The organism is Octadecabacter sp. B2R22 (assembly GCF_018861045.1).
GTDB lineage: Bacteria > Pseudomonadota > Alphaproteobacteria > Rhodobacterales > Rhodobacteraceae > Octadecabacter.
This window is the reverse complement of sequence record NZ_JAHKQJ010000007.1, coordinates 959,908-981,806: the sequence shown is the minus strand read 5'-3', so window position 1 is coordinate 981,806 and position 21,899 is coordinate 959,908. Positions and strand designations below refer to the sequence as shown.

General features: G+C 56.2%; 21 protein-coding genes. 12 read left to right on the top strand and 9 right to left on the bottom strand.

Features of this window, described 5'->3' with window-relative positions:
* Nucleotides 1-4 precede the first annotated feature (4 nt).
* The 3 genes from lptD to lptF are packed head-to-tail and all read right to left on the bottom strand — an operon-like array spanning nucleotide 5 to nucleotide 4,343.
* Nucleotides 5-2,119 carry an LPS assembly protein LptD gene (gene lptD, locus KO486_RS10270; protein WP_216037131.1) on the bottom strand — a complete coding sequence of 705 codons (2,115 nt, stop codon included), beginning with the start codon at nucleotides 2,117-2,119 and terminating at the stop codon, nucleotides 5-7.
* Entirely contained in the window at nucleotides 2,119-3,213 is a 1,095-nt protein-coding gene (gene lptG, locus KO486_RS10265) for an LPS export ABC transporter permease LptG (RefSeq protein WP_216037130.1), read from the bottom strand. Before lptG ends, lptD begins: the two co-directional genes overlap by 1 nt.
* Nucleotides 3,210-4,343: an LPS export ABC transporter permease LptF gene (gene lptF / locus KO486_RS10260; protein WP_354667493.1), complete on the bottom strand. Its 1,134-nt coding sequence runs from the start codon at nucleotides 4,341-4,343 to the stop codon at nucleotides 3,210-3,212. The genes lptG and lptF overlap by 4 nt, the downstream gene beginning before the upstream one ends.
* 144 nt (nucleotides 4,344-4,487) lie before the next feature.
* Here lptF and KO486_RS10255 point away from each other — a divergent pair, with 144 nt between their 5' ends.
* Both KO486_RS10255 and KO486_RS10250 read left to right on the top strand, forming a co-directional pair.
* Nucleotides 4,488-5,957: a leucyl aminopeptidase gene (locus KO486_RS10255; protein WP_216037129.1), complete on the top strand. Its 1,470-nt coding sequence runs from the start codon at nucleotides 4,488-4,490 to the stop codon at nucleotides 5,955-5,957.
* A 6-nt stretch (nucleotides 5,958-5,963) separates the two neighbouring features.
* Nucleotides 5,964-6,419 carry a DNA polymerase III subunit chi gene (locus KO486_RS10250; protein WP_216037128.1) on the top strand — a complete coding sequence of 152 codons (456 nt, stop codon included), beginning with the start codon at nucleotides 5,964-5,966 and terminating at the stop codon, nucleotides 6,417-6,419.
* Here KO486_RS10250 and KO486_RS10245 read toward each other — a convergent pair.
* Genes KO486_RS10245 through KO486_RS10235 form a run of 3 tightly spaced genes read right to left on the bottom strand, consistent with a single transcriptional unit; the run spans nucleotide 6,416 to nucleotide 9,525 of the window.
* Nucleotides 6,416-6,979, bottom strand: coding sequence for a TIGR02281 family clan AA aspartic protease (locus tag KO486_RS10245; protein ID WP_216037127.1), 564 nt, complete (start codon nucleotides 6,977-6,979; stop codon nucleotides 6,416-6,418). The two genes, KO486_RS10250 and KO486_RS10245, sit on opposite strands and share 4 nt — an antisense overlap.
* A 15-nt stretch (nucleotides 6,980-6,994) precedes the next feature.
* Nucleotides 6,995-7,618 carry a MarC family protein gene (locus KO486_RS10240; RefSeq protein ID WP_216037126.1) on the bottom strand — a complete coding sequence of 208 codons (624 nt, stop codon included), beginning with the start codon at nucleotides 7,616-7,618 and terminating at the stop codon, nucleotides 6,995-6,997.
* Between the two features lie 44 nt (nucleotides 7,619-7,662).
* The gene (locus KO486_RS10235) at nucleotides 7,663-9,525 is read right to left on the bottom strand and encodes an ABC-F family ATP-binding cassette domain-containing protein (RefSeq protein WP_216037125.1); all 1,863 of its coding nucleotides are present in this window, start codon (nucleotides 9,523-9,525) and stop codon (nucleotides 7,663-7,665) included.
* A 261-nt stretch (nucleotides 9,526-9,786) separates the two neighbouring features.
* Between KO486_RS10235 and KO486_RS10230 the strand changes: the two genes are divergently transcribed.
* From KO486_RS10230 to KO486_RS10215, 4 genes are all read left to right on the top strand, one after another.
* The gene (locus KO486_RS10230) at nucleotides 9,787-10,125 is read left to right on the top strand and encodes an acyl-CoA thioesterase (protein ID WP_252734710.1); all 339 of its coding nucleotides are present in this window, start codon (nucleotides 9,787-9,789) and stop codon (nucleotides 10,123-10,125) included.
* A 162-nt stretch (nucleotides 10,126-10,287) separates the two neighbouring features.
* The gene (ndk, locus tag KO486_RS10225; RefSeq protein WP_073141126.1) at nucleotides 10,288-10,710 is read left to right on the top strand and encodes a nucleoside-diphosphate kinase; all 423 of its coding nucleotides are present in this window, start codon (nucleotides 10,288-10,290) and stop codon (nucleotides 10,708-10,710) included.
* 173 nt (nucleotides 10,711-10,883) lie between these two features.
* On the top strand, nucleotides 10,884-11,462 hold the full coding sequence (locus tag KO486_RS10220) for a hypothetical protein (RefSeq protein WP_216037123.1): 579 nt from the start codon (nucleotides 10,884-10,886) through the stop codon (nucleotides 11,460-11,462).
* A 56-nt stretch (nucleotides 11,463-11,518) separates the two neighbouring features.
* Nucleotides 11,519-12,343, top strand: a complete 825-nt coding sequence (locus KO486_RS10215) for a DMT family transporter (RefSeq protein WP_216037122.1) — start codon at nucleotides 11,519-11,521, stop codon at nucleotides 12,341-12,343.
* Nucleotides 12,344-12,348: 5 nt separating this feature from the next.
* On the opposite strand, the gene KO486_RS10210 is transcribed toward KO486_RS10215, so the two are convergent.
* From KO486_RS10210 to KO486_RS10200, 3 genes are read right to left on the bottom strand one after another with little or no spacing between them, the layout of a single operon-like run.
* Nucleotides 12,349-13,506 (bottom strand): cation:proton antiporter, encoded by a 1,158-nt coding sequence (locus KO486_RS10210; protein ID WP_216037121.1) that lies wholly within the window; start codon nucleotides 13,504-13,506, stop codon nucleotides 12,349-12,351.
* Between the two features lie 31 nt (nucleotides 13,507-13,537).
* Nucleotides 13,538-14,035: a transglycosylase SLT domain-containing protein gene (locus tag KO486_RS10205; protein WP_216037120.1), complete on the bottom strand. Its 498-nt coding sequence runs from the start codon at nucleotides 14,033-14,035 to the stop codon at nucleotides 13,538-13,540.
* Between the two features lie 59 nt (nucleotides 14,036-14,094).
* Nucleotides 14,095-14,421, bottom strand: a complete 327-nt coding sequence (locus tag KO486_RS10200) for a TfoX/Sxy family protein (RefSeq protein WP_216037119.1) — start codon at nucleotides 14,419-14,421, stop codon at nucleotides 14,095-14,097.
* Between the two features lie 621 nt (nucleotides 14,422-15,042).
* Between KO486_RS10200 and KO486_RS10195 the strand changes: the two genes are divergently transcribed.
* From KO486_RS10195 to KO486_RS10170, 6 genes are all read left to right on the top strand, one after another.
* The gene (locus tag KO486_RS10195; protein WP_216037118.1) at nucleotides 15,043-16,233 is read left to right on the top strand and encodes an OmpA family protein; all 1,191 of its coding nucleotides are present in this window, start codon (nucleotides 15,043-15,045) and stop codon (nucleotides 16,231-16,233) included.
* Nucleotides 16,234-16,420: 187 nt separating this feature from the next.
* A complete protein-coding gene (locus KO486_RS10190) occupies nucleotides 16,421-16,915 on the top strand; it encodes a hypothetical protein (protein WP_216037117.1) in 495 nt (164 codons plus the stop codon).
* Entirely contained in the window at nucleotides 16,912-18,171 is a 1,260-nt protein-coding gene (locus tag KO486_RS10185) for an imelysin family protein (RefSeq protein WP_216037116.1), read from the top strand. Before KO486_RS10190 ends, KO486_RS10185 begins: the two co-directional genes overlap by 4 nt.
* 82 nt (nucleotides 18,172-18,253) lie before the next feature.
* Nucleotides 18,254-19,789 carry a di-heme oxidoredictase family protein gene (locus KO486_RS10180; protein ID WP_252734642.1) on the top strand — a complete coding sequence of 512 codons (1,536 nt, stop codon included), beginning with the start codon at nucleotides 18,254-18,256 and terminating at the stop codon, nucleotides 19,787-19,789.
* Complete coding sequence (locus KO486_RS10175) at nucleotides 19,790-20,758, top strand: imelysin family protein (RefSeq protein WP_216037115.1); 969 nt, start codon at nucleotides 19,790-19,792, stop codon at nucleotides 20,756-20,758.
* A complete protein-coding gene (locus KO486_RS10170; protein ID WP_216037114.1) occupies nucleotides 20,758-21,825 on the top strand; it encodes a DUF1513 domain-containing protein in 1,068 nt (355 codons plus the stop codon). Before KO486_RS10175 ends, KO486_RS10170 begins: the two co-directional genes overlap by 1 nt.
* Nucleotides 21,826-21,899: the final 74 nt, after the last annotated feature.

Sequence of the window (21,899 nt, the reverse complement as noted above, 5' to 3'; positions counted from 1 at the left end):
GGGTCTAGTTCGTGCAGCGGTGAGATGGAACCCCAGCAGAGTTTCCGGCGCTAAAGCCGTGCAACCCGACCGAGAGACCAAAGTCCGTGCTTGGAGTAACTGTAGTGGAAGACGTGAAGCGGCGCGACACCGAAAAATCAACGGAGACGCATTCGTTCTGCCAGCCGATTTCCAAACCCGTCTCGGAGGGGGAATTCGCGATAACGTCATAGCGGGCATCAAAGCCCACCGACCACATGTCGTTAAACTGGTAGGTGGAATCGACGACCCACTCAGATGCATCTGTTGTGCGGGATTCTGACTCGTCTTCTGGAAGGAAAATGTAGCTGGCGGTCACATCCAGTTTTGTGCCGGACCAGCCTGCACGGGTTTCCAGTTTTGAAAAGCTAAGGCTGTCGTCAATCAGGGCACGGCTGTCCAGATAGATACCGGCAGGCGTGCGCAATTGGCCCACAACTAACCAGTCAGATTGCGTTTGGCCAAGGCTGGAGGTGGACGAGAAATTTGAATCCTCATCCGCACGAAAGACGCGACCAACGGTCAATGTGCTGTCCCAGCCACCATCGCCGACGCGGGTCCATCGCAGGCCCGCGGCCCCTCTTAGGCCGGTTTCGACAGCATCTTCGCCGGAAAACCGTGACACGGCCAAAAGATTGGCTTGGTCAAATTCCACAGCGGTACTGTCTTCATTGGTCACGTCGTCGCCGTGCACATCCGACCAGGCCAGTTGGACCATGGGTTCCAAAACATGCGTGGCCAGCGCCGTGCGGCGCATCAGCGGGTAGCGTAGGGTCGTCTGCACATAGGTTGTCGTGCGCAGCGTGTCATCGACAACATCATCATCGCTGACGTTGTAATAATCCAGATCAAACCCAACGGAGCCATCCACCACCAGACCGTAGCCCGTAACATGGTCGCGGCGCCATGCCGCCCCAAGTCCAAGGCGCGCCACATCGCGCCCCTCAAAATCGTCGACAGTTGTGCGGGTTGTGTTTGTGGTGCGGTAGTGGCTTTGCATGTCGGTGGTCATGGTTAACGTGCCGCCCCAAGACGGCGTGACACGGCGTTCCCAACTGACGTCCGCATGAAGGGGGGGCAGTTCTTGTTGAACTTCGCCATCGCGCAGGGTCGTGTAATAGGTCAGCGACGCCTGCGTCAGGTCGCGATCACGGACCCGTTCTAGAGAGACCTCGCTGTCCAGTCGGTCTTTGTCGGAATAATCATATTCCAGCAGGTAGGAATCATCGGAGACATATTCGATGTCAAAGCGCAGGATCACCTCATCTCCGAGATCGAAGATGCCATCGACAAAGGCGTAGGCGCGATTGTCATCAACAAGATCATCATGGGTGACGGCGGCGTCAACGGTTATGTCCCCACGCAGGAAGGCTTGCCGATAGGCGGCTTCCAAGGTTGCGGTTTCTGACGACACATACGGGGTTAGGGTCAGATCACGATGATCGTTCAATCGGATGAAATAGGGTAGTTTGATCCCCGTTCCCAAATTGTCGGTGGATTCCAAATTGGGCGCCAAAAGGCCCGATGCGCGCTCCAAGGTCGGGTCGGGCAGGCGCATCCTTGGCAACCAGAAGATCGGAACGCCAGCCACGCGGAAAGACGCGTCGTCAAAATAAAGCTGTTGTTTCTCTGTGTCATGGATGACCCGACGGGCGCGAATTTCCCAAAGCGGCGTCTCTCCGTCTTCGCAAATCTGGCAGGAGGTCGCGGCAACCCGATAAAGTTGGGTATAGCGGCCATCTACTCGATCGATCTGGGTCGCGGCCAGTTGCAACTGGTCTTCCAAGACCAGACGAGCACCGCGCAGAATGCCGTTTTGCAATTGCGGATCAAGAGAGGCGGTATCGGCGGTAAAGATCGTACCATCGCTTGCGACAATAAAGATCGGGCCATCAATTGTCAGGCTGTCGCTTGCCCGATCAAAGGTGACGCGCTGCGCCGAAAGACGGGTTCCGTCAAAGAAGACCTCGACGTTGCCTTCGGCCACCAAAGTTTGCCCACCGGCTGGCACATAGACGTTATCCGCCACTAACGTCGCCGCTCCCTGTGCAGAGGCCACAAGGGGGAGGAACATCAAAAACAGGGCCAGAAGAAATCGCATTAACCGTCCTCGAGGTGTAGCAGCAAGCCAAGCGAGGCACCGATTGCAGCAAGGGGCGGGGCCCATGCTGCAAGCACTGCGGGAATCTGGCCATTTTCACCTAAGATTTGCGCGAAATTTCGCAAAAAGAACAGTGCAAAACAAAGCATCACGGCGATCAGCACCATCACGCCCGTCTTGCCGCCGCGCTGGTGGCGCATCGTAAAGCCGGACCCGATCAAGACCATCGCCAGTAAGAACGCCGGAAGCGCTAGCTCCATTTGCAACCAGACCTCATGGCGTGTGGCAGAGAAGCCCGCCACTTCGAGGCGGTCAATGAAGGCAGGGAGTTCCCATATTGGGATTGAGGACGGTTCGCCAAAGCTGTCTCGGATTTCGTCGGCGGTTAGGGTTGATGGAATTCGCAAGGTTTGGTGTGTCGTCGCGAACTGCTCCGAAATGATGCCTTCATTCAAAGGCCATGCCTTTGCGTCGATCAAATTCCAGCCGCCATCGGTTAGAGTTGCGAAAGCAGATTCAATACGGCGCACGGGGCCGCCGTCGGGGGTGAATGTGATAAAGGTGACGCTTTGCAGTTGGGTGCCGTCCAAATTGGAGCGATCCGCACGGATGACCGTTTGGCTAAAGTCATTCCCCTGACGTAGCCATAGCCCCGTGTCCGAGATCGCCAGCACCGAAGCCCCACCGGATCGCAGCTCTGTTTCGCGGGTTTCGAACTCTTTGGACGTGGCAGCCACGATTGGGTTAAACACGCCAACGGCAATCGCTCCAATGACAAGAGTTACTATCATAGGAGCGATAAGTGCCTTTAACGCGGACCGGCCAGCCGCCCGTGTGACAACCATTTCTGAAGATCGCGCAAGGCCCAAGAACATAGCGATTGTCGCCAGCACCATAATCAATGGCAGAATAGTATAAAGCGCAGCAGGCAAGTTCAGAAGGCTGAGCTGCACCAAATCCCCGAACGGCGCGATAGATCCAAATCGACGCATTTGTTCCACGAGATCGATAAGGATCATAAGGGCAAAGAACGCTCCCAGAGTGCCAGCAAAGCTCCAGGTGAATCGACGGGCAAAATAACGATGCAGGATCATGTTGCCCCCACTGTTCTACGGGACCGTCGCTTTAGCGCGTAGGGGTGGGCTGCAATCCACAACAAGACATAAGACATGCCAATGCCAGCAAACCCCGCCAGATAGACAAACGGCCACAGTTCGGGGGCGTTGCGTGCGATGCCCGCGCCAAAACCTTCGATGATCTTCACCGCAATGACCAAGCCGATAGCGAGTGCGATGTTGCGCCACAAACCGAAACGGCTAAATCCGCCGGCCACCAAAGACGAAAACCCGATAAGCCCTGCGATGAATCCCAAGAAGGATTGCGCAAACCTGTCATGGGCAAGCAATGCCATGTCAGCGGCGTTCTTGCCGGTTATATCCTGAAGCTCTTGCGTGGGGTTCAGCAGTTCCCAGGTGTTTAGACCGCTGATCGTTCGCTCTCGAATTGCCTCATCGCTCATGAGGGAGCCGATATCATAAACAAAGTCGTCAAAACCGGTGGTCGTTAAGCGATCTGTTTGCATATTCAGATCTTGAGCCAACCCATCGACCATCACCAGCTGTGGCCCGCCGTCTGTGCGCACCAGATAGGCCTGCGCTGCGGTATATGTGATCCGTCGCTGCGGGCTGACGTCTTCGGAGATAAAGACATCCAGCATTTCACCGGCCTGCGAGATTTCACGAATGTAAAAGGTGATCCCGTCAGCAGGTGTCATGAATTCACCAGCCGTCAGTAGAGCTGCTGTCAGATCTTGAGAAATCTCACCGGAGCGTTGGGCCAGCCGTTCAGTCGACATTGGGACCAGAAAATGCGTGAGCACCGACATCATCGTGGCCACGATCAGGCCAAAATAGATGACGGGCCGTGCCAATCGGTAGGGGGAATAACCCGTCGCCTGCACGACCGACAGTTCTGAGTCCGATGACATGCGGTTGGTGACATAGACCGCCGCCACAAAGGCAGACAAGGGCAGCACCATGCGGATCAGTCCCGGCAAAGACAAAGACGTCAGCTCTAGAAAGACCCAAGCAGATTGACCATCCGCGATCAGCTGATCAAACAAGCGAACCGCGCGATTGATCCAGTAAATCATCACCAAGATAAGCGAAAAGAATCCGAACAACACAAGGAGTTGGCCAAGCATATAACGATCAAATCGAGCCACCGGCGCATCCCCCCTTATTTGATGATCCAAGCGTTGAGTGTTGCTACCTCATTTGAACCACGGACCCAAGTGCTGTCTGGTCATTGCCAAAGCGGCAGGCTAGCTATTGCCGAACAGGAAAACACACAGCCCAAAGGTGCCCCTATGACCGATCTTGCACAACTGACCATCACCGAGACAGACCTGACAACGCTTGCTGAACGCGAAGGCGCGATTGTGGTCTTTGCGACGCCAGACGGTGCATTGGATGCAGGTGCCCGCAAAATCAATTCTCTGACACGAAAAGGCGTGATGCGCACCATCGACAATCCGCAGTTCGCTAAAGCCAAAGAGGGCGACGCGGTTGTAATGAGCTACCCGTTCGGTGTTGCGGCGTCCAAGGTGATTGTCGTGAAACTGGCGCGCCGTCCGTCTGTTACGCAAGCCCGCAAGGCAGGAGCCTCAATAGCGAAGGTCCGTGGCGAAGCAGATGTGCTGATCTTGGGGGGCAACATCAAACGTATGGCCGACGTGGCACTGGGCTGCGTGCTGCGTGGGTACACGTTTACGCCGCACAAAACCGGTGACAAAGACGTATTGGGTGCAATCGAAGTCATGGTGAATGAAACCGCTGAGGTGAAAGCCGCCGCAGATGTGCTGATGGCAGTTGCAGAAGGCGTCGTGTTTACCCGTGATCTGACGAATGAGCCTGCGAACGTCCTGACAACCACTGAATTCGCCAATCGTCTGAAAGACATGGAAAGCCTTGGGCTGAGCGTTGAAGTGCTGGAAGAAGACGAACTTGAAAAGCTCGGCATGGGATCGTTGCTGAGTGTTGGTCACGGCTCTGCATCGCCCTCCAAGGTGGTTGTCATGCAATGGAACGGCGGCGGCGACGAAGCGCCGTTTGCTTTGGTCGGGAAAGGCGTTGTGTTCGACACAGGCGGTATTTCATTGAAACCCGCCGCTGGCATGGAAGACATGACCATGGATATGGGCGGTGCTGGTGTTGTGTCTGGTGTCATGAAGACACTGGCGCTGCGCAAAGCAAAGGCCAATGTTGTGGGTCTGGTTGGTCTTGTCGAAAACATGCCGTCTGATCGCGCTACACGTCCGGGCGATGTTGTGACGTCCATGAAAGGCGACACGATCGAGGTTATCAATACCGACGCTGAGGGGCGTTTGGTGCTCGCGGATGTGCTTTGGTATGCGCAAGAACGGTTCAAGCCTACGGGCGTGATCAACCTTGCGACGCTGACAGGGGCGGTCATCATCGCGCTGGGCCATGAGAACGCAGGAGTATTTTCCAACGATGACACGCTGAGCAAAGATTTCCTAAAGGCAGCGGATGCAGAAGATGAAGGCGCATGGCGCTTGCCACTTTCGCCCGCTTATGACGCTAAATTGAAAAGCCGGATCGCAGACATGAAAAACGTCGGCGGGCGTGATGCAGGCAGCATCACCGCGGCGCAATTCTTGCAGCGCTACATCAAAGACGGCATGCCTTGGATGCACCTCGACATTGCGGGTGTGGCTTCTGTTAAGGCGGAAACAGCACTGGCACCTGCGGGCGCGACGGGCTGGGGTGTGGCCGCGCTGAATCGTTTTATTGCAGACACTTACGAGGCGGAGTGAACCTAAGTGGGGGCCGCGTATTTCTACCATCTGACCAGTGCATCGCTTGAGCAAACGCTCCCGATGCTTCTGAGCAAATCCCGCGATGCTGGATGGGCGGTAGAAGTGCGCGGCGTCGACAAATCGGCCATGGAACGTCTGGATCAAGCGCTATGGAACGGGCCGCCAGAGGGGTTCTTGCCCCACGGGATGGCGGGCGGAGATCATGATGCAGATCAACCGATTTTACTGACCACGGGGGGCGGCGGCACCGCAGCAACCTGTGTGATGTCCGTCCATGGTGCTGATGTCACCCCTGAAGAAGTAGAAGCCGCAGACAGGGTTTGCGTCTTGTTTGACGGTTATGATGGTGAAGCGTTGGACAAGGCGCGCGGCCAATGGAAAGCGCTCACGGGGGCGGGGTGTTCGGCGCAATACTGGTCTCAGGACTCGGGGCGCTGGGAAAAGAAGGCCGAATCCTAGCGGTTTAATATCAACAGGTTCTGGCGAATTTCGATGCTTTCAAACCGGCTCAGATAGGACATCCCCAAAAGCGACTTGTCCATGTCACCGGAATTTACCGACGCCCGAACACGTCGATCCCGAATATCACCCAAGTCAACGGTATCAAGGCGAACAGGCGCTGTCGCGACCTCTCCGTTGGCGGTGTAGGCGATGCCGATATAGGACAGTTCATCCGCATCAAGTCCAACACGCGCAGCGTCTTCTTGCGTCAGCACCATTTGGCTTGCTCCGGTATCGACAAGAAAATCCACTGGCACCGAGTTGATTATCAAGGTCAGGTGAAAATGGTTGTCAGGCCCTTTGGGCACCTCAATGCGGTCGCCGATAAAGCTGGCTTGCGGCTGGACGAAACTGCTTTGGATGCTGGTCCAATTGTTCGCGATGCCTATACCGCCAAGGAATATCACGACCCAAAGCAGCGCATTGCGCAGTTGTGTTGATGAACTGAACATTGAGGCCAGCAAGGGCAGGCCGACGATGATCAGCAGAATGATTGCTATGATTTGTTCGGTTTCCATGACCCTAATATAGGGTCAGCCGCCCAAACCAAAAGAGGCAAGTCCGTCCAATACGAATTGGACGGACAACGCAGCCAGAAGCATCCCGAGCAGTCGCGTCACAACTGTGATTCCTGTCTTGCCGAGCAAGCGTTCGATTGTGCTGGCACCAAGGAACATTACAAATGTCATCGCGAAGACTGCCAATAAAACGCCCATGACGGCGAAGTAACCTGCTGTGCCTTCGGTTTGTCCGACCAAAAGAATGATAGTGGCAATCGAACCTGGACCCGCAATGAGTGGGATCGCAAGCGGAAACACAGATGGATCATCCTCATGTTGTTCGTCTTCTTCAGCCTGATCTTCACGACGCTTTTGACGGCGTTCAAACAACATATCCAGCGCCGTGATAAACAGCAAAATGCCGCCCGCAATGCGGAAGGCGGGCATTGAGATACCAATGAATTCAAGGATACCTTCGCCAAACAGCGAAAACACCAAAAGGATGCCAATGGCCACCAAAGACGCGCGGATCGCGATGGATCGGCGCTTGGCGGGGGACATTCCGACGGTCAGGGCGACAAACAGGGGCGCCAGTCCAATCGGGTCGATGACCACAAAGAGCGCGAAGAACGCGGTAATGAGGAAGTTGGGATCCATATTGGCGATCCTTTAGGGCTGTGCCACAGAGCGCAAGAGGGCGTTTACGCCTTTTCTGCTTGGTCGAGCTTTTCGAGTGCGACCATCCAAAGGCCTTCGGCCTTTTTCAATGCAGCACGAACCTCGGCATATTTACCGTTCCACGTATCAAGCTCACCTTTACGTCCGTCTTCGTACAGCACAGGATCGGCGAGCTTCTTGGACAGTTTTTCGGCCATGTCATTGATTTTGTTGACGCGCTCTTCGCATTTTCGCACGTCCGCCTTCAATGCCAACAGCTGGTCGCGGGTGATTTTTGGCTTCACAGGCTTTGGCTTGGTAGCCTTTTCCTTGTCGGCTTTGCGTGTGTCGGGCGTCAGCAGCATTTTGCGATAGGCTTGCAAATCGTCGTCGTAGGTTTTGACGCGCCCGTCTTTGACCAGCCAAAGGCGATCCGCCACGAGGGAGAGCAGGTGCATATCGTGAGACACAAGGATCACAGCGCCCGTATAGGCGGTGAGCGCCTCAACCAAGGCTTCGCGAGATTCGATATCAAGGTGGTTGGTCGGCTCATCGAGGATCAGCAGGTGCGGGGCGTCGAGCGTTGCCAGCAGCAGCGACAGACGCGCCTTTTGCCCACCAGACAGGCGGCCCACTTCGGTTTCGGCTTGGTCCGCGCCAAGGCCAAAGCCAGCAAGACGAGCCCGCAGTTTTGCGCCACCTTCTTTGCCGCGTTCACGGAACAGGTGATCGAGAGGGGTCTCATCGACGTAAAGTTCGTCCACTTGGTGTTGGGCAAAGAACCCGATGCGCAATTTGTTGGACGACGCGAATTTACCGCCCATCTTTTCCAAACGGCCCGACAACAGCTTGGACAGCGTGGATTTACCTTCGCCGTTGCGGCCCAGCAGGGCGATGCGGTCGTCTTGGTCGATCCGCAGGTCGAGCTTGTCGAGAACAATTGTGTCGCCGTAGCCCACAGAAACGCCTTCGGTGGCGATAATAGGGGGCGACAATTCTTCTGGTGTTGGGAATGTGAAAACCGTGCGTGCCGCATCTTCGGGCGCGCGGATTGTTTCCATCTTTTCCAGTTGCTTAACACGCGATTGCGCCTGTTTGGCCTTAGACGCTTTGGCCTTAAAGCGGTTTACAAAGGCCTCGAGGTGAGCGCGTTTGGCGTCTTGTTTCTTCGCAGCAGACGCCAAAAGCGCGCGTTTCTCGGCGCGTTGTTTGACGAACATGTCGTAGTTGCCTGTGTAATAGATCAGGCCCTTGTCCTCTAAGTGCAGAATGCCACCGACCGAGCGGTTCAACAGTTCGCGGTCGTGGGACACGATCAAAACCGTGTGCGGATATTTGACGAGATACGCCTCAAGCCAAAGTGCGCCTTCAAGGTCAAGATAGTTTGTCGGTTCATCGAGCAGCAGCAGATCAGGTTCGGAGAACAACACTGCGGCCAAAGCCACACGCATACGCCACCCGCCAGAGAATGCAGAGCACGGCTCAAGCTGTTCGGCGGCGGTAAAGCCAAGGCCTTTCAGGATCGCAGAGGCGCGGGCTTCGGCGGACCATGCATCGATATCGGTCAGGCGGGTCTGAATGTCGGCAATGCGGGTTGGGTCCGTGGCGGTTTCGGATTCGGCCAGCAGGTTGACGCGTTCCACGTCAGCGGCAAGCACCGTGTTGATGAGAGAAACCTCATTTCCGGGAACCTCCTGAGAGACGCCGCCGATTTTCCAGCCCTTGGGCAGAGAGATATCGCCGGTATCCAGCACCATCTCGCCACGGATGATTTTGAACAGGGTGGTTTTACCCGTCCCGTTGCGCCCCACCAGACCAACCTTGTGGCCTGCAGGAATGGTGACGGATGTGTTTTCCAGCAGCGTGCGGCCGGAAACCGAATAGGTGATATCTGAAATGCGTAACATAAGGGGGCAGTGCCACGGGGCGCGGGGGGCGTCAATCGCGTAGCGGGTGAATGGGCACCGATTATCTGCCTGCGATGCGTGCAATGGTGCGTGGTGCTGTGTATGCAGTGACGAAAGTGCGCCTAGACGACAGTTTGGCATTATGGCGAAGGGAAAAACACGATGAGCAACGATGACGCGGATATTCTTGCACGAGCCAAAAGCCGTGGGTCCCATGGTCGCCAACAAGACGAGGGCGTTTTGGTCATCCGTACGATTGCAATGCCAGCGGATACGAATCCGGCGGGGGATATTTTCGGTGGCTGGTTAATGTCGCAGATGGATTTGGCAGCCGGGAATTTGGCGGGCCGCGTGTCGCAAGGGCGCGGGGCTACGGTCGCTGTCGAGGGGATGCAGTTCTTGCGACCTGTTAAGGTGGGCGATGAAGTGACGCTTTACGCCACCTTGGTAAAAGTGGGCCGCACGTCCATGCGCATTCACGTGGATGTTTGGGCGCGGTCGCGGTTTTCCAATGACGGGGCCAAGGTTACAGAAGCAGAGTTTGTGTTTGTCGCTTTGGATGAGAGCGGCAATCCGAGAGCCTTGCCAGATAGTGAGTAAAGGTTTGCAGAGTAACGGCGATCCGTCACCCGTCAGGCGAGGGCGGCGATTCCAAGATGTCTTGTTAGGCTTGGCGCTTTATTGCGCAGAACACGGCTTTTCAACGCATCGCACCCATGCTAGCAGCGCCCCAAATCATTCAACTCTTATGAGGTATCTCAAATGGCTATCCAGCGTACTTTCTCCATCATCAAACCAGACGCAACTAAGCGTAACCTGACTGGTAAAATCGCAGCTAAGTTCGAAGAAGCAGGCCTGCGCATCGTCGCGTCCAAGCGTATTCAGCTGACATTGGCTCAGGCGCAGCAGTTCTACGGTGTTCACTCCGAGCGTCCATTCTTTGGCGAACTGTGTGAATTCATGATCTCCGAGCCAATCGTTGTTCAGGTTCTGGAAGGCGAAGACGCAATCGCGAAAAACCGCGAAGTTATGGGCGCAACGAACCCAGCAGACGCAGCAGACGGCACAATCCGTAAAGAGTTCGCACTGTCCATCGGCGAAAACTCCGTACATGGGTCCGACGCTCCTGAGACAGCTGCAGAAGAAATCGCATTCTTCTTCTCCGGTCTTGAGCTGGTTGGCTAAGCCACACGGCTTTCAAATTGAGGCCCCGTCGGAGCGATCCGGCGGGGCCTTTTTTGTTTGATGGTCAGCCCAGCGATGAGAATTTGGTGAACAGGCTTCAATGGCCTTTGAACATCGTGTTGTTTTCCCACTAGAGTGTTTCATCTCGTGACAGCATCCTAGGAGAGTTTTCGTTGACGGATAGAATTGCCCAACTTCGTGACCAACTACGCCACGCGCAAGAAGAGCTCGAGGCAGAACTCGAACGAAGTCGCACGTCTTTGGGTTACACCTTGCACAAGAGGCGCGTGGTCTTTGAAGCGAGCGTAAAGAAACAGCATGCCGCCCTAAAGCAACGGCTCGCGCCGTATCTGGCCGAGGCCCGCCCGATGGTCGTTCTCACGGCGCCTATCATTTATTCTATGATAATCCCGTTCGTCATTCTGGATATCTTCTTGTCGATCTATCAGGCGATTTGTTTTCCAGTTTACCGGATTGAAAAGGCGCGCCGCAGGGACTTCATCACGTTTGACCGCAAACATCTGTCCTACCTCAACGGGCTAGAGAAATTTAACTGCATCTATTGCAGTTACGGCAACGGGCTGTTGGCCTATGCCAGCGAGATCGCGGGCAAGACAGAAAAGCACTGGTGCCCGATCAAACACGCCAAACGGATGGCGGCGACACATGCCCATTATCCGGAGTTTCTCGAATATGGTGACGCCGAGGGCTACCAGCAAACCAAGCAAGAGTTGCACACCTCCACCAAATAATACCGTAAATCACGCCGGAACGACTGGCCGTACGACCCTTTATGGAAGGCGAAAGAATGCAGATTGCCGTGCTAATTGCGATAACCATGTGCGCCTTTGCGGCGAATTCTGTGCTGGCGCGGGCGGGTATCTACACGTTCGAAATGGAGCCCCTGTTGTTTGCAGGGCTAAGGCTGGCCAGCGGGGCGGCTATGTTGGCGCTTTTGATGTCACTTCGTCGGGGTTGGGTTCCCGTTAGTCGGGCGCGGGTCATCTCGGCTGGGACGCTGTTGTTGTATCTGGTCCCGTTTTCCATCGCTTATCTCACCTTGCCGTCAGGTGTCGGGGCGTTGGTATTGTTCGGGATCGTTCAGATCACGATGTTTGCCGGCTCGTGTTTGGCGGGCAACCTGCCGACATCGCGCCAATGGGGCGGAATGGTATTGGCGATGGTCGGGTTAGGGTGGCTGCTTTGGCCGTCAGAACAGCTGACGCTTGATCCTATTGGCGTGATGTTCATGATCTTGTCTGGATTTGGTTGGGGCGTGTTTTCCCTGCGCGGGCGCGGGTCCAAAGATCCGCTGGGGGACATGACGCTAAGCTTCATGCTCTGCCTCCCTGTGGCTGTGCTCTTGATCGTTTTCGGGGGCGGATGGTCACTTGGTGGTGTGGTCACGGCAGTGGTCAGCGGGGCGTTGATGTCGGGGCTTGGCTATGCGCTTTGGTATCATGTGTTGCCGCAGATATCGGCGACGACGGGGGCTGTGGCACAGCTGAGCGTTCCGGTCATTGCGTTGATTGCAGGAGCGATGCTGTTGGGTGAAGGCGTCACGCTGAGTGTGGTTGGCGCGACGGCTGTTGTTTTGTCGGGCATCGCGGTTGCAGTGCTCAAGCGCCAATAGGGGTCCTAGTCTGGGACCTTGGACAAGGCCCTTTGTGTCAGCGGCGGGCCGATGATCTCAAAGAAGATGGTCGAGGCCACTGTGATGGCCAGAACGGTCTCACCGTGGTCCGGAAAACGTTCGGCGGCAACAATCGCCATGCCCACAGCCACACCAGCCTGCGGCATGAGAGCGGCCCCGATATGACGGGCCTGTTCAATGGGCAGCCCCGCAAGCTTGGCCCCCAAAGCCCCCGCGGCCAAGCGAGCCGTGAAACGCAGGATCACAAAGGCGACCCCGATAAGACCCGCCTTGAGCAATTGTGACACGTCAAGGGACGCGCCTGCCATCACGAAGAACAGCAACAGGAACGGCCATTCAATGCTATGTATGGCTTGGAAAGCCCGTGTGTGGTGGGTTGCGAAATTTGCTATCACAGCACCCGTTGTCATGCCTGCAATCAGATAGGACACATCAAGCATCAACCCGATGCCTGCCACGAGAAAGACCAATCCGAGCGCTTCGATCAGGGTTGGCTCGCCTGGTTTGATGCGGCCCGATAAATATGCGCCGGGGACGCCGATCAAAACGCCCAAGGCAACCGCGCCACCTGTTTCCCAGAGCGCGTCCAGTATTGCATGGCTGCCGTCCGTTGCAGTCAACAGACCGGCAAGCGCCATCATAGCGGAAAATGCCAGCAGGCCCCATGCGTCATCAATCGCGACGATACCGGTCAGCAGGCGAGTAAAGGCGTTATTGCGGCCACTTTCATTGACGACATCCATGGTTGCAGCGGGGTCAGTAGCGGTCGCAATCCCGCCAAGCAAAAGCGCCGTTACAACAGACGCACCGATCAACCAAAGCCCTGCACTGACAAGGATCGCGGTGACGATGACTATGACGATAGAGACAATCATTATAGCTCGCCCCTGAGCTGCCAGCGTGGTCTTGTCCAAAGCGCCGCCCATCAAGAAGGCCACCATCGTAAGCGCCGTGGGCGCTACGATTTCATGGGCGGAAGTGATGTCAAAGGGCAGAATGTCCAACACGGGCGGGCCAAGCACGACACCGAGCAAGATCAATAATGTAACACGCGGCACATGAACAATGTGCCCAACCTTGTCGAGAGCAAGCCCCGCAAGGAACAGAATGCCAATTGAGAGAAGGCCAATTTCAGGTGTCATAGGAAACACTTACGCCTGCTGGCGTTAGGCTTCAAGCGGGACAGTCGCGGCGGACTTCGCGGTCTCGAAGACCCGTTTTAACCAACATGCAACGGTCGCGGGCCTCATAGTAGTAGCCCCGCGCATACCACATGACGGCGGTCTGAATGTTCCCATCCGACAACAACCACGCCCCGCGCAGATAGCGCCCCGCATAAAGCAGGCTCGTCTCCGCATCGAGCAATCCGTTTGGTGGGCCCGAAAACCCCATCTGTCCCGCGGTTTCCGGAAGGATTTGCATCAAACCATAGTAGGGACCGTTACGGGCTTCGGCGCGGTAGTCGCTTTCACGTTGAATGACGGCATGTAGCAACGCTTCGGGGATGTCGTGGATTTCAGCGTATTTGACGACCAGTGCCCGCATTTGCGGTGTCTCGCCCGGGTTGAGGGCAAGCTGGGCAGCGTGCTGTGCCGGTTCAGTCTGGGGGGACTGGCGGGTGGCTCCGCACGCGGCCAAAACGAGGATTAGTGTAAGCGCGACAGGTTTCATAGGGCAGGGGTAGCGCGGCCAACGCTCTTGATAAAGCGGCGCAGGGCGACACACGCGGCTTACCGCCGATCAATCAGCCCGATTTCATCCATGAACGCGTCGATTTCGGATTTCTCAACATTGAAATGCGCCGCCTTAAGGGCGTCGAATGTCTTGCGGAGCGCCTTCTTTTCCTCGCCTTGGCAATCGTTCCAAGGGCGGCCCTGTAGGGCCATGTGCAACGCGTAATAGCCGATGAAATGCGGACGGTTTCCGTGACTTAGCAGCTTTGCATAAGCGGCATCTGCCCCCATCTCGTGGAGGGCCTCGGCGGTCATGATGCCCGCCGCGTTATAAAGCGCTTCGGATGCTGGTCCGATATTACGAATGGTTGAGATTGCAGCCATTGCACCACTCTAGCCCGAGCACAAAAAAAGACCAGAGGTGCGACGCGAGAAGTCTTTCAACTTCGACGGGCCTGCGCCGCTGGTCATTGAGACCGCGCACCGAGGGGGGAGGAAGAGGGCGCGGTATGTCGTATGCGTTTAGATGCTCGCGAAGTCCTTGAAGACGACGGGTTTTGGCGGCCCAGGGCGTCGTCGCGTCCCGTTGGGGGTCGGTTGCTGGGGCGCGGGCGGTGTTACTGGTGTCTGGGTCGGCATGGGGCCGCTCCTTGGTCTGCCTCGGTTGGTGGTCCACACTTTAGTGCGTTTGCGCTCTCCCAGAGCGAGAATTCGGGTTTGGTTAACGAAAACCTAAGCTGGCGTTTGCGGCACCAACGAGACGCAATTGTGGCGGAAATGAGGCGGGGCGAGTGGTGCGCGGGGGGCGCTTTGACAGCGTTCTGTCCGTTGTTCTGAGACCAATTTGTTGCGAAAAGGCGTAAACTAATCTCAAAAATAGGCTTATTTGGTGTGAATGGGTGGAATATTCACAAGATACCGTGTTAAGAGCGCATATATAGATATTGCACGCTGCGATTTCGTTTTGGCCGTAGATAACGGCCCTAGGTCTTTTGGGGGAAAGACATGAATTTATTGAAACATCTACCTTGGGTTGCGCCGACAGTGGCGATTTTAGCTGTGGGATCCGGTTTTATGGATCGAATCGGATTGGGGTTCAGTAGTCAGGATGCCGATGTATCCGCACAGGCTGACGCCCCATTTGTGACAACAGAACAGGAAGACGTTGCCATTGCCGCGCTGGCAGCGGTGACGGAGGCGACAACGCTAACGCCTTTAGAAGAGCTAGAGAACGTGTCCGATACGTTGGCCGCTATGCTGGTCGAAGATGGCAATGGCGAAGATGTTCAGGCTACGCGGACGCAGGGCTTGGATCTGAGTGCGGTGCAAGAGGTGGAAACGCAAGTAACGCCCGTTGCAGCGCCGCTTGCGCCTGTCACAACGAGCTTTTTTTCCGCCGCTCAAGAGAACCTTGCCCAAGCAACGTCTTGCGCAAACGATCTGCGCAATCTGGCATCCCAGTCGCGGGTGTATTTCCCAAGTGGGGCCTTGAGTGGTGAATCTGCAGGGCTCGCTCAGGCGCGCCTTATCGGGACCATTGCGCAGCGCTGCCCCGGTGTGACCATTCAGGTTGAAGGGCATTCCGATCCATCTGGTGACTCGGTGATTAACCTACGTCTGAGCCAAGAACGGGCTGAGGCCGTGATTACCCGCGTCGCAGCGGCTGGGATTGATACATCCAAGATGGTTGCCATCGGCATGGGTGACGGTTTCCCGTCTGGTGTGACTGGGGCAGAAGATGCGGCCTATTATGACCGTCGTGTCGAGTTCCGCATCGTTGATACGCTCGAAACAGCCTTTGGAGCACAGCCGGTGCCGAATGCGGGCATCGTGACGGCGCGTGTGACAGAATGCGTGACCACCTTGCAAAAAGCCGCACAGGATACGTCGATCATCTATGCACCCGGATCAGCTATTGTGTCCACGGATGCGATGGGGGCTGCTTTCGTTCTGGCCGAAATGGCGATGGACTGCCCTGAGGCACGTTTGCGTGTGATTGGTCAGCACGCGGACGAGTATGGTGGTGTTGAGGATGCAGCGACGGCCCGCTTACGGGCGATTGCGCTGATTTCTTCAATGGACAGTGCTGGTTTTGAAACGTCCGAGATCATCATGGTTGCGCCGTCAGGGCCGACACACGTTGAAGGTCTTAGCAATGCACGCGTCGATTTTGATGTGATCCTCGAAGAATTATAGCGGACCAAACCTTGTTGGTCTGCTCAAACGCCCGGCCATTTGGTCGGGCGTTTTTCTTTGTTTAGGCGAAGGGCGTAGGGCAGGGTGAGAGAAAAAGCCCCGCCTTTTGAAAGCGTTGCTAGATTTTATTAGTTGAGTCTTTTTATCGGGATTGACGGTTCTGACTAAATTTGTCAGGTATTGCCGCATGAAACATGAACCTATTCCACGCGGCGGCGCACCTGTTGGCTATCTTGGCGAACTCAGCACGATTGAGGCCAGTGCAATCATCTATTGGCGGCTCTGGGCAAGCGGCGCAGATGGGCAGCGTCGTGTGCAGTCTGACTTTAACACTGCCTTGGGCGAACGCGGTGGGTTTGAAGCCGTTGAGGCCCTCGCGCAGATGTTCGATCTTTGCGCCCGTCATGGTCGCCGCCCGCTTATGCGGCACCATCTGGACTGCAAATGTATCGGCGCAGATGAAAGCTGTCTGGCAAACTTCATAGGTTATGCTTCGGAATGCCAAAGCGAAGATGCGGCCTTGCTCGCGTCGTTGATGGTTAATCCGAACCTATGCATGCCGCTGGCTGCAATGGCGCAGACGCTGGGCCTTGCGCTACGTCGGATCACGCTTTCGCCGCCGTCTGCGGCAGAAATTCAAGATTTACAAACAAAAAAACGATCCACTAAGGGACTGACATGAAAAATTTCCTACTGACAACGACACTTTGCGTTACTGCGCCAGCTGTCTTCGCCGAAACCCACGCCGCGGATGTGCTGACGACCTATTCCAACATCGCGGAGGCCGGTTATCAAGACAGCCTTACAACTGCGCAGACCCTGCAAGCGGCTGTTGATGCTCTCATTGCGGATCCCTCCGAGGCGAACCTGACTGCAGCCAAAGCCGCTTGGCTTTCTGCGCGCGTGCCGTATCAACAGACCGAGGTTTTCCGTTTTGGCAACGCCATCGTTGACGACTGGGAAGGCAAAGTGAACGCATGGCCACTGGATGAGGGGCTGATTGATTACGTTGATGCGTCCTACGGTGGCCCAACAGATGGCAATGAATATGCCGTGCTAAACGTCATCGCGAACCCGATGTTCAAATTGTCTGGTGAAGACATCGACGCCTCCGAAATCACATCTGATTTCCTTGAAGGTCAGCTTCATGAAGCCGACGGCGTTGAAGCAAACGTTGCCACTGGCTACCACGCGATTGAATTCCTTTTGTGGGGGCAGGACCTGAACGGTCACAGCGCTGGCGCGGGCAACCGTCCTTGGACAGATTACGCAGCAGGCGAAGATTGCACCAACGGCAACTGTGATCGCCGTGCGGACTATCTAAAGGGCGCGACAGACCTTCTGGTCGGCGATCTTGAGTGGATGGTAGGCCAGTGGAGTGAGGGCGGTGAGGCGCGCGCGGCTGTTTTGGCTGATGATAACACTGGTATCTCTATCATCCTGACAGGCATGGGGTCGTTGTCTTACGGCGAAGTCGCAGGTGAACGCATGCGTCTTGGCGTCATGTTGAACGACCCCGAAGAAGAGCATTCCTGCTTTGCCGACAACACGCACAACGATCACTTCTATGATGGTCTGGGCGTTCAGAACGTTTATCTGGGCAGCTACACGCGCATCGACGGGTCCGTCGTGTCTGGTGCGTCCTTGGCCGATTTCGTGGCAGTACAGGACGTCGCATTGGACGGCGAAATGCAGACAAAATTGTCAGCAACCATGCGAGAACTGGGCGACATCAAACACGCTGCGGAAGCAGGTTTTTCCTATGACATGATGCTCGAGGCTGGCAATGCGTCCGGTGAGGATCTGATCATGGGCGGTGTGAATGCCTTCATCGATCAAACCCGCACAATCGAACGTATTGTGGCTGCGGTTGGTCTTGATGTGCTTGGCATTGAAGGGTCAGACAGCCTTGATGATCCGGACGCTGTCTTCCAGTAATCGTCTGATTGGATTACAGAACGGACATGCGCGGAATCTAGGTGTAGCGCATGTCCAATTTTAACTTGGATGCTCGCTTAAAATGAAACCTCGTTCTCTTTATTTTGCCTTCATGGCAGTTTTGGCGGCACCTTTTGCTTTGGCCGAAGCGGACCTTTACGCATCGATCTCGCAAGATTTTCATCTTAATGTTGTTGCCCGAACGCCGGCGGAACTAACGCGCATTGAGAATGTCTTGGCGCTCCCGGATGATTTCAGCGTTCCGCAGCGATTTGAGGATTTGTCAGCTGGTGCTGCAACAGTCCGTGTGGTGCCCGATTCCAATGCTTTCAGCCAACCGTCGGAAAACCTGTCCTTTGATGGCGAGTTGTCGTTTCGGGTGGGCAACGGGCTGTTTCGCAAGATCTGGGTGTCTTCGCCATCCTCAACGCTTGCTTCGGATGGTTTGGGGCCGTTGTTCAATGCGCGGTCCTGCCAGCGGTGTCATATCAAAGACGGGCGAGGGCACGTGCCCGAGGGCGATGACGACAATTCAATTTCAATGTTTTTGCGGATTTCGATCCCCGATGATGCGGCTGCCATTGCGGGCATCGAAGGGTATCACGGAACTGCGCCTGACCCGAATTACGGCGGCCAACTACAGGACTTTTCTTTGGCCGGAATCGCGGCGGAAAACCGTCTTTCGATTTCTTATGAAGAGATCGAAGTCTTTTTAGACGGCGGGGAGAGGGCAAGCTTAAGGTCCCCGACTTACGCCGCCGTCGATCTTGGATACGGTCCGCTGCACCCTGACGCCATGTTGTCCCCTCGTATTGCGCCACAGATGATTGGTCTTGGCCTTTTGGAGGCGATTGGCGCGGCTGATATCCTGTCGTGGGCTGATCCTGATGACGCGGATGGGAACGGTATTTCGGGGCGGCCAAATGTCGTTTGGTCGCTTGAATATGATCGCCCGATGCTGGGCCGTTTCGGGCTGAAAGCTGGGGAAGCGACTGTGTTGTCGCAGTCGGCAGGTGCATTTGCCGGGGACATCGGGATTTCCAATCCCTTGCATCCTTCTGCCGCAGGCGATTGCACGCCGGCCCAAACCGCCTGTCAGAATGCGCCCCACGGTGACGGCGATGTCCGCGGCCTTGAGGTCGACCAAGAGGGTCTTGATCTGGTGACATTCTACAGCCGCAACCTTGGCGTGCCTGCGCGGCGCGACGTGGATGATCCGCAGGTTTTACGCGGCAAAGAGGTGTTTTATTCCACGGGCTGTATCGATTGTCACAGACCGTCTTATGTGACCCAACGCCTGACGGATCGCCCAGCCCAAAGCTTTCAACTTATCTGGCCATATACCGACATGTTGTTGCACGACATGGGTGAAGGGTTGGCTGATAACCGACCAGAAGCTGTCGCCAATGGGCAGGAATGGCGCACACCGCCGCTCTGGGGGATTGGGTTGACCGAACAGGTTTCCGGACACACGCAATTTCTACATGACGGCCGCGCGCGCTCTTTGTTAGAGGCGGTGTTATGGCATGGTGGTGAGGCCCAAGGCGCGCGGGATCGCGTGGTCGAAATGCCGCCCGAAGACCGCGCCGCTTTGATCACATTTTTGGAAAGCCTGTAGATGAAATTCGCATTCCCTGTCTTGCTTGCAACCACTCTTTTGACGCCTTTTGCGGTGTTCGCTGATCCGCGTGTCGATGCCGTTCTGGACCAACATGTCCTGCCAAGGTTTCACGCCCTTACGGATGCGACCGCCGCTCTCGCGAACGCCGAAGATTGCGATGTCGTTGCTGAGTGGGATGCAGCGACCGAGGCCTGGATCGCCGTGTCTCATTTGCGGTTTGGCCCGACTGAGGTCGACAACCGTGCGTTTTCACTTGCGTTTTGGCCTGACCCGCGTGGGTCAACTCCGTCCGCGTTGACGACGCTGTTGTCGGATGATGCACCTGCAATTGCGGATGTGTCTATAGCAGGGCGCGGGTTCTATGCGCTTGAGTATCTGCTGTTTGATGACGCGTTCAGCGACGTCGACGGGCGATGTGACCTTATCGCAGGACTGGCGAAGGATGCGAACGCAACCGCACAGGCGATCGAGGCCGACTGGATCGATCACTACGCCGACCTGCTGCGCACCACAGGCAATGACACCTACCGTGATGACACCGAGGCCTTGCAGCAACTTTATGGTGCGATCACAGGCGGGCTGGATTTTGCGGTTACGAAACGGCTTGGCGTTCCTATGGGCACGTTCGAGCGGCCCCGACCACGTTTGGCAGAGATGCGGCGTTCTGGGCGGTCGTTGGACAATGTTGCGGTGGTTCTAGAAAGCCTTGAAGAAATGACGCTACTGCTTGCGGGGGGTGACTCAGATGGCGTGATCGCAGATCAGTTTGCTGCGGCGCGTTTGGCCTTGGACAATGTTGGCGAAATCGAAGGCGGCGCTGATTTTAGCATCGTTGCGGATACGTCGGGCCGCTTTAAGGTCGAAGTGCTGCAAAACCGTATTTCTGAAATTCGCACCTACCTGAGCGAAGAGCTCGGCCCGCAGATCGGTGTCATTGAAGGTTTCAACGCGGATGATGGCGACTGATGGCAACGCGGCGCGGGTTTCTTGCTGGGTTGATTGCAACGGGTCTTGCGCCTGTTCCCACGTGGGCGGATGCAGGCAATCCGTCGTTCCTGTCGGCTGCACGCACACCTGAGGGTAATTTTGTGTTGGCGGGTTTGGATGAGAGCGGCGGGATCCGGTTTTCTATTCCGTTGCCGACCCGCGGCCATGCCGCTGCGGCCCATCCACACCGCCCAGAGGCCGTGGCGTTTGCCCGCAGGCCCGGGGTCTTTGCGCTGGTGCTTGAGTGTCAAACCGGTGACGTGCTGGCGCGGTTGGATAGCCCCGAGGGACGCCATTTCTATGGTCATGGCACGTTTGATCCGTCTGGGGACCTCTTGTTCACCACCGAAAATGATTTCGAAGTTGGGGAAGGGCGTATCGGGATTTGGGACGCACGCCGTGGCTACGTCAGGATTGGCGAGATTGCGTCACATGGCGTGGGCCCGCACGATCTGCGTTTGATGCCGGACGGATCATTGGTTGTTGCCAATGGCGGGATTGATACCCACCCCGCGTCGGGCCGTGAAAAGCTGAACATTCCAACGATGCAACCGAACCTGTGCTATTTGGATATGGATGGGCACTGCTTGGATCAGGTTACTCCAGCCTACCACCAAGCCAGCGTGCGCCACCTGAGCATTCGGGCCGATGGGATGGTCGGCATCGCGATGCAATGGCAAGGCGAGGTCCGCACATCGCCCCCACTTGTTGCGACCCACATGCGCGGAGAAGCGATGCGTGAATTGGGGGCAGGGCTGGACCTTGCGGGGTACGTCGGAAGCATTGATTTTTCAGGCGATGGGACGCGGCTTGCGGTGACATCGCCGCGTGCAGGTGTTGCGGCTGTCTTTGACACCACAAGTGGCGATCTGGTCCTTGCGCTGGAAAACGATGACGTCTGCGGAATTGCGGCATCCAAAGGGGGCATGATGTTGACCAACGGAGGAGGGCGCGTGTTTGAGGCCCACCATGACACAACAGAATTGGCGGCTCATGATCTGTCATGGGACAACCACCTGATCGCGATCCCGCAGGGATTGACGTAGGCACAGTCGCTTCGGGGTTTGGTTCCCATTTGCGCGCTTTCACTTTAGTATCGGCCCATTACGTTGGCCTTGGC

Bases quoted from the DNA above. Each gene is read 5' to 3' on its own strand.
- KO486_RS10185 (WP_216037116.1), top strand. From the start codon at position 16,912: ATGAAAAATTTCCTACTGACAACGACACTTTGCGTTACTGCGCCAGCT.
- KO486_RS10235 (WP_216037125.1), bottom strand. From the start codon at position 9,525: ATGTTACGCATTTCAGATATCACCTATTCGGTTTCCGGCCGCACGCTG.
- KO486_RS10180 (WP_252734642.1), top strand. From the start codon at position 18,254: ATGAAACCTCGTTCTCTTTATTTTGCCTTCATGGCAGTTTTGGCGGCA.
- KO486_RS10210 (WP_216037121.1), bottom strand. From the start codon at position 13,506: ATGACACCTGAAATTGGCCTTCTCTCAATTGGCATTCTGTTCCTTGCG.
- KO486_RS10240 (WP_216037126.1), bottom strand. From the start codon at position 7,618: ATGGATCCCAACTTCCTCATTACCGCGTTCTTCGCGCTCTTTGTGGTC.
- KO486_RS10200 (WP_216037119.1), bottom strand. From the start codon at position 14,421: ATGGCTGCAATCTCAACCATTCGTAATATCGGACCAGCATCCGAAGCG.
- KO486_RS10230 (WP_252734710.1), top strand. From the start codon at position 9,787: ATGCCAGCGGATACGAATCCGGCGGGGGATATTTTCGGTGGCTGGTTA.
- KO486_RS10175 (WP_216037115.1), top strand. From the start codon at position 19,790: ATGAAATTCGCATTCCCTGTCTTGCTTGCAACCACTCTTTTGACGCCT.
- lptD (WP_216037131.1), bottom strand. From the start codon at position 2,119: ATGCGATTTCTTCTGGCCCTGTTTTTGATGTTCCTCCCCCTTGTGGCC.
- KO486_RS10255 (WP_216037129.1), top strand. From the start codon at position 4,488: ATGACCGATCTTGCACAACTGACCATCACCGAGACAGACCTGACAACG.
- ndk (WP_073141126.1), top strand. From the start codon at position 10,288: ATGGCTATCCAGCGTACTTTCTCCATCATCAAACCAGACGCAACTAAG.
- KO486_RS10205 (WP_216037120.1), bottom strand. From the start codon at position 14,035: ATGAAACCTGTCGCGCTTACACTAATCCTCGTTTTGGCCGCGTGCGGA.
- KO486_RS10195 (WP_216037118.1), top strand. From the start codon at position 15,043: ATGAATTTATTGAAACATCTACCTTGGGTTGCGCCGACAGTGGCGATT.
- lptG (WP_216037130.1), bottom strand. From the start codon at position 3,213: ATGATCCTGCATCGTTATTTTGCCCGTCGATTCACCTGGAGCTTTGCT.
- KO486_RS10170 (WP_216037114.1), top strand. From the start codon at position 20,758: ATGGCAACGCGGCGCGGGTTTCTTGCTGGGTTGATTGCAACGGGTCTT.
- KO486_RS10190 (WP_216037117.1), top strand. From the start codon at position 16,421: ATGAAACATGAACCTATTCCACGCGGCGGCGCACCTGTTGGCTATCTT.
- KO486_RS10215 (WP_216037122.1), top strand. From the start codon at position 11,519: ATGCAGATTGCCGTGCTAATTGCGATAACCATGTGCGCCTTTGCGGCG.
- KO486_RS10245 (WP_216037127.1), bottom strand. From the start codon at position 6,979: ATGGAAACCGAACAAATCATAGCAATCATTCTGCTGATCATCGTCGGC.